General features: G+C 76.7%; 9 protein-coding genes and 1 tRNA gene. 4 read left to right on the forward strand and 6 right to left on the reverse strand.

Annotated features, from left to right (window positions below):
• The 6 genes from GTR00_RS06410 to GTR00_RS06435 form a co-directional block, all read right to left on the reverse strand.
• The coding region (locus GTR00_RS06410; protein WP_166610805.1) for a reverse transcriptase-like protein at window positions 1-454 on the reverse strand (454 nt) is incomplete at its 3' end.
• Window positions 451-1,194: a zinc ribbon domain-containing protein gene (locus GTR00_RS06415; protein WP_166610806.1), complete on the reverse strand. Its 744-nt coding sequence runs from the start codon at window positions 1,192-1,194 to the stop codon at window positions 451-453. The genes GTR00_RS06410 and GTR00_RS06415, both read right to left, overlap by 4 nt.
• Window positions 1,195-1,202: 8 nt before the next feature.
• A complete protein-coding gene (locus GTR00_RS06420; RefSeq protein ID WP_166610812.1) occupies window positions 1,203-2,018 on the reverse strand; it encodes a Nif3-like dinuclear metal center hexameric protein in 816 nt (271 codons plus the stop codon).
• Window positions 2,019-2,099: 81 nt separating this feature from the next.
• Window positions 2,100-2,172: transfer RNA gene (locus GTR00_RS06425), tRNA-Val, on the reverse strand.
• A gap of 38 nt (window positions 2,173-2,210) precedes the next feature.
• Window positions 2,211-2,654, reverse strand: a complete 444-nt coding sequence (locus GTR00_RS06430) for a redoxin domain-containing protein (RefSeq protein WP_166610807.1) — start codon at window positions 2,652-2,654, stop codon at window positions 2,211-2,213.
• A gap of 44 nt (window positions 2,655-2,698) precedes the next feature.
• Window positions 2,699-3,127, reverse strand: a complete 429-nt coding sequence (locus tag GTR00_RS06435) for a DUF3052 domain-containing protein (protein WP_323132270.1) — start codon at window positions 3,125-3,127, stop codon at window positions 2,699-2,701.
• 249 nt (window positions 3,128-3,376) lie between these two features.
• On the opposite strand from GTR00_RS06435, the gene fdhD reads away from it, so the two are divergent.
• From fdhD to GTR00_RS06455, 4 genes are all read left to right on the forward strand, one after another.
• The gene (gene fdhD, locus GTR00_RS06440) at window positions 3,377-4,204 is read left to right on the forward strand and encodes a formate dehydrogenase accessory sulfurtransferase FdhD (RefSeq protein WP_407659622.1); all 828 of its coding nucleotides are present in this window, start codon (window positions 3,377-3,379) and stop codon (window positions 4,202-4,204) included.
• A gap of 57 nt (window positions 4,205-4,261) precedes the next feature.
• Window positions 4,262-7,018 carry a pyruvate dehydrogenase (acetyl-transferring), homodimeric type gene (aceE, locus tag GTR00_RS06445; RefSeq protein ID WP_166610809.1) on the forward strand — a complete coding sequence of 919 codons (2,757 nt, stop codon included), beginning with the start codon at window positions 4,262-4,264 and terminating at the stop codon, window positions 7,016-7,018.
• Between the two features lie 238 nt (window positions 7,019-7,256).
• Window positions 7,257-8,912, forward strand: coding sequence for an MFS transporter (locus tag GTR00_RS06450; RefSeq protein ID WP_166610810.1), 1,656 nt, complete (start codon window positions 7,257-7,259; stop codon window positions 8,910-8,912).
• 89 nt (window positions 8,913-9,001) lie between these two features.
• On the forward strand, window positions 9,002-10,153 hold the full coding sequence (locus tag GTR00_RS06455) for a glycosyltransferase (protein WP_205705210.1): 1,152 nt from the start codon (window positions 9,002-9,004) through the stop codon (window positions 10,151-10,153).
• The last annotated feature ends 211 nt before the right edge of the window (window positions 10,154-10,364 follow it).

A 10,364-nucleotide genomic window follows, 5' to 3' on the forward strand; every position in this document is an offset into this window, starting at 1 on the left:
CGCCCGGACCGGGCCCGTCGCCGCGCCGCCACGTGCGGCCGGCGGCCGCCGCGTCCATCGCCTCGTTCGCCAGCCGGTCCGCGTGGGAGTTCTGCGCCCGCGGGATCCAGGCGTAGTCCACGCGCCCGGCGGGCAGCACAGCGCGGGCCTCCTCGGCCAGCCGGCGCATGTCGGCGTGCTTGACCTGCCAGCGCCCGGACATCTGCTCCACGACGAGCTTGGAGTCCATGCGGACCTCCACCCGCGCGTCCGGGTCGAGCGCCGCCGCCGCCCGCAGGCCGGCCAGCAACCCGCGGTACTCGGCGACGTTGTTGGTGGCGCGGCCGATGGACTCGGCGACCTCGGCCAGGACCTCGCCGCTGGCGGCGTCCTTGACGACCGCGCCGTAGCCGGCGGGGCCGGGGTTGCCGCGGGAACCCCCGTCGGCCTCGACGCGCAGCCGGCGCCCGCTCACAGCCCGGACTCGGCGGTGCGCACGAGGATGCGCCCGCACTCCTCGCAGAAGACGACCTCGTCGGCGGCGGCGGCGCGCAGCGCGGCGATGTCGGAGGCGTTCAGCTCCAGCCGGCAGCCCTCGCAGCGGCGGCTGCGCAGCAGGGCCGCGCCGACCCCGCCGCGCGGGGCGCGGGTGCGCTCGTACAGCTCCACCAGGGCGCGCTCGATGCCCGAGGCGATGGCCTCGCGCCGGGCCAGGGCGGCGCGCTCCTCGGTGGCCACCTCCTCCAGCACCGCGTCGCGGCGGCGGGCGACGTCCTCGGCCTGCTCGGCGAGCTCGCCGTCGGTGGTGGCCAGCTCGGCGGCGGCGAACTGCGCCTGCTCCAGCTTCTCCATCGCCTCCAGCTCGACCTCCTCCAGCACCCCCTGCCGGCGCGCCAGGGACTCCAGCTCGTGCTGCAGGCCCTGCAGGTCCTTGGAGCTGCCGGTCCCGGACTCCAGCCGGGAGGTGTTGCGGGCGGCGCGGTCGCGCACCTGCGCGACGTCGGCCTCCGCCTTGGCGACCGCGCGCTCGCCGTCGCTGACGAGGGTGCGCGCGGCCACCAGGACGTCGGCGACGCGGCGGCGCTCGGCGAGCAGGGAGTCCAGCTCCGCCTGCTCGGGCACGGTCGCGCGCCGGTGCGCCAGCTGCGCGAGCCGGATGTCGACGGCCTGCAGGTCCAGCAGCTTCTGCTGGTCGATCGCCGGAGCCTTGGGCATCCGCCGGGTCACTCTCCTCGACTGGGGACGCGCAGCGCCCAGGGGTCGGTGCGCGTGGTGGACACGTGGGCGCCCACGGTACGGCCGCGCGCGGCCAGCCCCGTCACCAGGCGGTCGGCGCAGCCGGCCAGCCAGGGCCACTCGCTGGCCCAGTGGGCCACGTCCACCAGGTGCGGGGCGCCCGCGTCGCCGAGCGCGGCGGTCTCGCGGGCCTCGGAGGCGGGGTGGTGGCGCAGGTCGGCGGTGACGAACACGTCGGCGCCGCTGGCGCGCACCTGCGCGAAGAGGCTGTCGCCGGAGCCGCCGCACACGGCGACGCGCTGCACGAGCGCGTCGGGGTCGCCGGACACCCGCACGCCCTGCTCGGTGGCGGGCAGGGCCTGCGCGACGCGGTCGGCGAAGTCGGCCAGCCGCTCGGGCGCCGGCAGGGTGCCCACCCGGCCGATGCCCAGCTCGGGGCGGCCCGGCTCGGCGGCCAGCGGCTCCAGCGGGACGAGGTGGTCCAGGTCGAGCACGCGGGCCAGGGCGTCGGAGACGCCGGGGGCGGCCGCGTCGGCGTTGGTGTGCGCCACGTGCAGGGCGCAGCCGGCCTCGATGAGGCGGTGCACCAGGCGCCCCTTGGCGGTGGTGGCCGCCACCGAGGTCACCGGCCGCAGCAGCAGGGGGTGGTGCACCAGCAGCAGGTCGGCGCCGCTGTCCAGGGCCTCGTCGACGACGGCCTCGACGGGGTCGACGGCCAGCAGCACGCGGCGCACGGTGCGGGCGGGGTCGCCGCACACGAGGCCGACGGCGTCCCACGGCTGGGCCCAGCGCGCGGGGTGCATCGCCTCCAGGACCTCCAGGACCTCGGCGAGCACGGGGGCCGTGGCCACGACGACCCCCGCGACGACCCCCTCGCCGGACCCCGGGCCCGGCCGGGTTCGAACCGACGACGGCCGCGGTGTAAGCGCGGTGCTCTACCAGCTGAGCTACGGGCCCGCACCGGCGCGGGGCCGGGCGGCGTCCACGGTAGTGCCTCAGCGGTCCGCGCCCAGGGCGTGCAGCGCCTCGTGGTGCGCGGCGAGGGGGCGGGCGCGGTCCGCCGGGCCGCGCAGGGCCCACACCACGCGGCCGTCGGCCACGAGCAGGGAGAGCCGCTCGCTGGCGCCGGTGCCCTCGTCGAAGGCCCCCAGCGCGCGCGAGACGGCGCCGTGCGGCCAGAAGTCCGACAGCAGCGGGAAGGGGTAGTGCCGGTCGTCGCCCCAGGCGCGCAGCGCGGGCACCGGGTCGCAGGACAGCGCGGCCAGCTGGACCCCGGCCTCGTCGAAGGTGTCGACGTCGTGGGCGAGCGCGCCCAGCTCGGCGGTGCAGTGCGTGGAGAAGGCCGCCGGGACGAGCACGAGCAGCGCCGGCCCCTCGGCCCACAGCTCCGACAGCCGCAGGGGCTCGCCGTGCTGGTCGCGCACCACGGCCCCGGGCACCGGGAAGGTGCTGCCGGGGCCGGGGGCCGCGGCGCGCCGCGTGCTCAGCGGCGACCGCTCTTCGGCGTGGTCATGCGCGTGCCGGCCCAGTTGGCGGAGGCGCTGACGCTGCTGGTGGCGTGCAGGCCCACCGAGGGGGCGGCCTCGTCGATCTCCGCGGCGGTCACGTGGCCGGGCCGGCCCTTCTTGGGCGTCAGCAGCCAGACGATGCCGCCGTCGGTCAGGTTGGTGATGGCGTCGACGAGGGCGTCCCCGAGGTCGCCGTCACCCCCGCGGAACCAGCACAGGACGACGTCGGCGACGTCGTCGGCGTCCTCGTCGAGGAGCTCGTTGCCGGTCAGCTCCTCGACGGCGACCCGGAAGTCGTCGTCGACGTGCTCGTCCCAGCCGAACTCCTGCACGAGCTGGCCGGGCTTGAAGCCCAGCTTGGCCACTGCCGCCGTGTCGGCGGCAGGGTCCGTGGTCGCGCCCACGTGCTGTCCTGCCTTCCCTCTGCCCCGCTGCGCGGGGTCCTCCATGGTCCGTGACCTCCTAGTCCAGCCCACCGGGCACCCCGCGCGCAAGGCGGCACCCCCGCCGGGGCCCCGCGCGTGCTCGCTGCGCGCCCGGTGCGCGCCCGGTGCGCGCCCGGTGCGCGCCCGGCGTGCGACCCGCCCGAGACCTGCGCGCGACCTCCCCGAGACCTGCGCGCACGCGCCCGGGGCGGGGCGCGCACGGCGCGGGTGGACACCCTGGCGGTGGAGGAGCCGCTGCAGGTGGAGGTCGACGGCGAGCAGCTGACCGTGACGATGCGCACACCGGGCGACGACGTGGACCTGGTGCTGGGCTTCCTGCACGCCGAGGGGCTGCTGGGCGACGCCGGGGACGTGGTGGCGCTGCGGCACTGCACGGACGTCGGCGAGGACGGGCAGCCCACCCGCAACGTGGCGCAGGTCACCCCGCGCCCGGGCAGCCGGCTGGCGGGCGAGCGGGTGGCGCGCCCGTTCACCACGACGTCGGCGTGCGGGGTGTGCGGCTCCGCCAGCGTGGAGCAGGTGCTGGCCCGGGTGCCCGCGCCGCTGCACGGGGACGACGTGCGCCTGGACCCGGGCGTGCTGGAGGCGCTGCCGGGGGTGCTGCGCGAGCACCAGGCGGCCTTCGAGCGCACCGGCGGGCTGCACGCGGCGGGCCTGTTCACCGCCGGGGGCGAGCTGCTGTGCCTGCGCGAGGACGTCGGCCGGCACAACGCGGTGGACAAGGTCGTCGGCTGGGGGCTGCGCACCGGCGCGCTGCCGCTGCGCGGGCGGGTGCTGGTGGTCAGCGGGCGGGCCTCCTTCGAGCTGGTGCAGAAGGCGGCGATGGCCGGGGTGCCGGTGCTGGCGGCGGTCTCGGCCCCCTCCTCGCTGGCGGTCTCGCTGGCCCGGGCGGCGGGCATGACCCTCGTGGGCTTCCTGCGCCCGCCCACCGCCAACGTCTACGCGGGGGCGCACCGGCTGCGGGCGGCGGGCGAGCAGGTCCCCGCCGGAGCCGGGCGGGTCCCGGGTGAGGTGGCCGTCGCCCGCGCGGAATAGCCTGGGCCCGTGCCCGCTGACCGCGGGCCGACGGACGACAGCGGGAGGACCACCACCGTGGCCAGACGCGACGACGCGGGGAACGGCCCCGCGGGGCTCGGCCCCATCCTCAACGGGCTGCCCAGCCAGCTGCCCGACATCGACCCCGAGGAGACCGCGGAGTGGCTGGCCTCCCTCGACGGGGTGGTGGACGAGCGCGGGAAGAACCGCGCCCGCTACCTCATGCTGCAGCTGCTGCAGCGCGCCCGCGAGCAGCAGGTGGGCGTCCCCAGCCTGACCGCCACGGACTACATCAACACCATCGGCCCGGAGTCGGAGCCGTGGTTCCCCGGTGACGAGGACGTCGAGCGCCGCTACCGCGCCTGGATCCGCTGGAACGCGGCGGTCATGGTGCACCGGGCGCAGCGGCCCGGCATCGGGGTGGGCGGGCACATCTCCACGTACGCCTCGTCGGCGACGCTGTACGAGGTCGGCTTCAACCACTTCTTCCGCGGCAAGGACCACGCCGGCGGCGGCGACCAGGTCTTCATCCAGGGCCACGCCTCCCCCGGCGTGTACGCGCGCGCCTTCCTCGAGGGCCGCCTGAGCCCCGAGCAGCTCGACGGCTTCCGCCAGGAGGTCTCGGCGGCGCCCAACGGGCTCTCGTCCTACCCGCACCCGCGGCTGATGCCGGACTTCTGGGAGTTCCCGACCGTCTCGATGGGCCTGGGCCCGGCGAACGCGATCTACCAGGCGCAGTTCAACCGGTACCTGCACAACCGCGGCATCAAGGACACCTCCCAGCAGCACGTGTGGGCGTTCCTGGGCGACGGCGAGATGGACGAGCCGGAGTCGCGCGGCTTCGCGCAGCTGGCCGCCTACGAGGAGCTGGACAACCTCACCTTCGTCGTCAACTGCAACCTGCAGCGCCTGGACGGCCCCGTCCGCGGCAACGGCAAGATCGTGCAGGAGCTGGAGGCGTTCTTCCGCGGCGCCGGCTGGAACGTCATCAAGGTCCTGTGGGGCCGCGAGTGGGACTCCCTGCTGGCCGCCGACCACCAGGGCGCGCTGGTGAACCTCATGAACGCCACGCCCGACGGCGACTACCAGACGTTCAAGGCGGAGAACGGCGCCTACGTCCGCGAGAACTTCTTCGGACGCGACGAGCGCACGGCCAAGCTCGTGGCGGGCATGAGCGACGACGAGATCTGGTCGCTCAAGCGCGGCGGCCACGACTACCGCAAGGTCTACGCGGCGTACCAGGCGGCGGTGAAGCACACCGGGCAGCCGACGGTGATCCTCGCCAAGACCATCAAGGGGTACGGCCTCGGGCCGCACTTCGCGGGCCGCAACGCGACGCACCAGATGAAGAAGCTGACGCTGGAGGACCTCAAGCTCCTGCGCGACTCGCTGCGCATCCCGATCAGCGACGAGCAGCTGGAGAAGGACCCCTACCGCCCGCCGTACTTCCACCCCGGCGACGGCGACGAGGCGATCCAGTACCTGCGCAAGCGGCGCGCCGACCTCGGCGGCCCGGTGCCGCAGCGCCGCGTGCAGCACGCGCCGCTGCACCTGCCCGGCGAGGACGCCTACAAGGTGGCCGCCAAGGGCTCGGGCAAGCAGGAGATCGCCACCACCATGGCGTTCGTGCGCCTGCTCAAGGACCTCATGCGGGACAAGGAGTTCGGCAAGCGCGTCGTGCCGATCATCCCGGACGAGGCCCGCACGTTCGGCATGGACTCGCTGTTCCCGACGATCAAGATCTACAACCCGCACGGGCAGAACTACACGTCCGTGGACCGCGAGCTGATGCTGGCGTACAAGGAGTCGGTGGAGGGGCAGATCCTCCACGTCGGCATCAACGAGGGCGGCTCGGTGGCGGCGTTCACCGCGGCCGGCTCCTCCTACGCCACGCACGGCGAGCCGATGGTGCCGCTGTACATCTTCTACTCGATGTTCGGCTTCCAGCGCACCGGCGACAACATCTGGGCCGCCGCCGACACCATGGCGCGCGGCTTCCTCATCGGCGCCACCGCCGGGCGCACCACGCTCACCGGCGAGGGCCTGCAGCACGGCGACGGGCACTCGCTGCTGCTGGCGGCGACGAACCCTGCGGTCGTCTCCTACGACCCCGCGTACGCCTACGAGATCGGGCACATCGTCAAGGACGGCCTGCGCCGCATGTACGGCGACGAGCCCGAGAACGTCATGTACTACCTGACGGTCTACAACGAGCCGATGGTGCAGCCGGCCCAGCCGGAGGGCGTGGACGTCGAGGGCATCGTGCGCGGCATGCACCGCGTGTCCGTCGGCGAGGGCGAGGGCCCGCGCACCCAGCTGCTCGCCTCCGGCGTCGGGGTGGCGTGGGCGCTGGAGGCCCAGCAGCTGCTCAAGGACGACTTCGGCGTCGTGGCCGACGTGTGGTCGGTCACCAGCTGGAACGAGCTGCGCCGCGACGGCCTGGCCTGCGACGAGCACGCGTTCCTCAACCCGGGCGACGAGTCGCGGGTGCCGTTCGTGACGCAGAAGCTCCAGGACGCCCCCGGCCCCGTGGTCGCGGTCAGCGACTGGATGCGCGCGGTGCCGGACCAGATCCAGCCGTGGGTGCCGGGCGAGTTCGCCTCGCTGGGCGCCGACGGGTTCGGCATCTCCGACACGCGCGCCGCCGCCCGCCGGTACTTCCACATCGACGGCCCGTCGGTGGCGGTGCGCGCCCTGGAGATGCTCGCCCGCCGCGGCGAGGTCGACTGGCGCGCGCCCGGCCAGGCGATCGAGAAGTACCAGCTGCACGACGTGCGCGCCGGCCGCAGCGGCAGCGCCGGCGGGGAGAGCTGACCGCTCCCCCGCGCCGCCCGGGGCCCCGCACCGCTCGCCGGTGCGGGGCCCCGGTGCGTGCGGCCCCGCGGGCGGCACGGCGCGCCCGGGGCGCCGGCCCGGCGGGCACCTGGCGGACGCGTGGCAGGACCCTGCCGCGCCGGGCGGCGCGCTGACCCAGGGGTCCGACCCGGTTCCGCGCGCGAGCCGGTGCGGCGAGGCTGGCGGGGACACCCCGCACCGGCCTCCCGGAGGACCCGTGGCTTCGCCGCCCGACACCGCCGCCCCCGCGCTCGACGCGCCGCGGGTGCGGCCCACCGCCTCGCCCGCGCGGCTGCGCGCCCTGCTGGTGCTGCTGTGCACGCCCCTGGGGCTGGTGATCGCGGCCAACTCCTCGCTGGCCCTGGCCCTGCCCTCGGTGGGCGCGGACCTGCGCGCCGACCAGAGCGCCCTGACCTGGGCGGTGGACGCCTACTCGCTGTTCTTCGCGGCGCTGCTGCTGCCGGCGGGCATCGCCGCCGACCGCTTCGGGCAGCGCACGCTGCTGGTGTGCGGGCTGCTGGTCTTCGGCGCCGGCAACCTCGCCTCGGCGTTCGCCACGTCCGTGGAGGCGCTCATCGTGCTGCGGGCCGTGTCCGGGATCGGCGCGGCCGCGGTCTTCCCGGTGACGCTGTCGGCGCTGGTCTCCTCCTTCCCGCCCGAGCGGCGCGGCTTCGCGATCGCGGTGTGGTCCGGCGTCAGCGCCGGCGGCTCGGTGGTGGGCCTGCTGGCGGCCGGGGCGCTGCTGGAGGCGTTCTGGTGGGGCAGCGTGCAGGTGCTGTTCGGCGCGGCCGCCCTGCTGCTGGTGCCGGGCGTGCTGGCGCTGGTGGGCCAGCACCGCGACCCGCACCTGTCCCTGGACCTGCCCGGCGCCCTGCTGGCGGTGGTGGCGCTGTCCGGCGTCGTCTTCGCCGTGCTGGAGGCACCGCTGCACGGCTGGACGTCGGTGCGGGTGCTGCTGCCGCTGGCCCTGGGCCTGGCCGGCGCCGCCGGCTTCGTGCTGCGCGAGCTGCGCACCCCGGAACCGGCCCTGGACGTGCGGCTGTTCCGCAGCCGCGGCCTGGCGGTGGGCAGCCTGCTGGTGGTGGCGCAGTTCTTCACCGCGCTGGGCCTGTTCACGCTGCTGCCGCAGTACCTGCAGATCGTGCCGGGGTACTCCGCGCTGCAGGCGGCGCTGGTGCTGCTGGCCCTGTCCGTCGGCGCCGGCGCCGGCTCGGCGGTGATGGGCGCGCGCGGCGCCGGCTGGGGCTCGCGCGGGCCCGCGGCGGTCGGCCTGCTGCTCATGGCGACGGGGTTCTTCGGGCTGGCGACGGCCGCCGGGACGGGCCGGCTGTGGCACGTGGTCCTGGCCCTGGTCGTCTTCGGCGCCGGCTTCGGCGCCTCCATGATCCCGGGGACGTCGCTGATCCTGGAGGGCCTGCCCCCCGAGCGGCGCTCGGTGGCCAGCGCCGTGAACGACATCACCCGCGAGGTCGGCGGGGTGCTGGGCATCGCGGTGATGTCCAGCGTGCTGGTGGCCACCTACCGCGAGGACCTGCTGCCGGCGCTGGTGGCGGTGCCCGCCCCCCTGGCGGAGGTGGCCCTGGGCGGTGCGGGACCGGCGCAGGCCGTCGCGCAGGCGCTGGGCCCGGCCGGCGAGGCCCTGCGCCTGGCCGCCGCCGACGCCTTCGCCGCCGGGTTCGCCGACGCCTTCGTGCTGGCCTCCGGCGTGCTGGCCGTGGCGGCCCTGGCCTGCGGCGCGCTGGCCCCCAGCCGCCGCCGCCCGGGCCGCCACGTGCGCGAACGCACCCGCGGGCGCCCGCGCAGCTCGTCCCACCCCCTCTCCACGCGCCCGACCCGCACGCCGCGGCCGCGCGCGCCGGACCCGGCCGGCTGACCCCGGCCGGGTGCACGACCCGGTCCGCGCCCCCTCGGCGCGGACCGGGAGACCCGCCCCCGAGCAAGGAGAGCACCGTGCGAGTCCTCGTGAGCAGCTTGCCCGCCTTCGGGCACGTCTACCCCGTGATGCCGACCGCCGAGGCGCTGCGCGCCGCGGGCCACGACGTGGTGGTGGCGACCGGAGGCGCTCCCGCCGACCGGCTCGCCGCGGCCGGCTGGAAGGTCGAGCGCGTCGACGCCGTCATCGAGGCCGCGGTGGGGCGGGTGATGCGCGAGCGGCCGGAGCTGCGGACCCTGGAACCGCGCGAGCGCTGGCGGGTGGCGGCGGCCATGTTCGGCGAGGTGCTGGCCGGCGAGGTGGACGAGCAGCTCACCCCCCTGCTGCGCAGCACCCGACCGGACCTGGTCGTCTACGAGGAGCTGGCGATGGGCGCCGCGGTCGCCGCGGCCCGCGCGGGGGTCCCCGCCGTGCGGCACGGGGTGGGCCCGTGGTCACCGCCGCCGATGGAGGCCGCGTGCGCCGGGGCGCTGACGGAGCTGGGCCGGCGCGGCGAGGACGGCGAGCTCGTCCCCGAGGGGCCGGGGGTGTTCGGCAGGCTGCACCTGGACGTGTGGCCGGCGTCGCTGGGGCGGCCCGGTGCGCGGCTGCCGATCCCGGCGTCCCCGCTGCGGCCGCAGGCCTGGAGCGAGGACGGCCAGCCGGTGCCCGGCTGGCTGGAGGGCCCGCGCGCGCGCCCGGTCGTCTACCTCACCCTGGGCACCGTGGCCTCCGGCGAGGCGCCGGTGCTGCGCGAGGTGCTGGCGGGGCTGAGCGGGCTGGACGTGGACGTGCTGGCCGCGGTCGGCTCGGCGCTGGACCCGGGCGAGCTGGGACCGCTGGACCCCCGCGTGCACGTGGAGGCCTTCGTGCCCGCCGCGCGCGTGTTCCCGCTCGTGGACGTGGTGGTGCACCACGGCGGCAGCGGCACCCTGCTGGGCGCCTCCGCCGAGGGGCTGCCGCAGCTGGCGCTGCCGCAGCGCGCGCACGACCAGTTCCCCAACGCCGCGGCGCTGCGCACGCAGGGCTGCGGCCTGGACCTGCAGCCGGAGGAGGTGACGGCCCCGGCGGTGCACGAGGCGGTGCGGCGGCTGGTGCAGGACGCCTCGCACCGCGAGGCGGGCCGCCGGCTGGCCGAGGAGATCGCCGCCCTGCCGGCCCCGTCGCACGTCGTGGGCGTGCTGGAGGACCTGGCGGCCTGACCACCCGCCCCGGCTGCGGACGGGGGCCGGGACCGCCGGCAGCGGTCCCGGCCCCCGTCCACGCCCGGGCTCGTGCGCGGGCTCAGGCGGTGCGCACCGCGGCCACCGTCGCGCCCGCGGCCTCACCGACCTCCACGCCGCGCACGTCCACGCCGCGCACGTCCACGGCCGCGGGCAGCGCGGGGCCGTCCGCGCCCGTGACGTCCGCGAC

This window comes from Kineococcus indalonis (assembly GCF_009906395.1).
In the GTDB taxonomy this organism is placed as follows: domain Bacteria; phylum Actinomycetota; class Actinomycetes; order Actinomycetales; family Kineococcaceae; genus Kineococcus; species Kineococcus indalonis.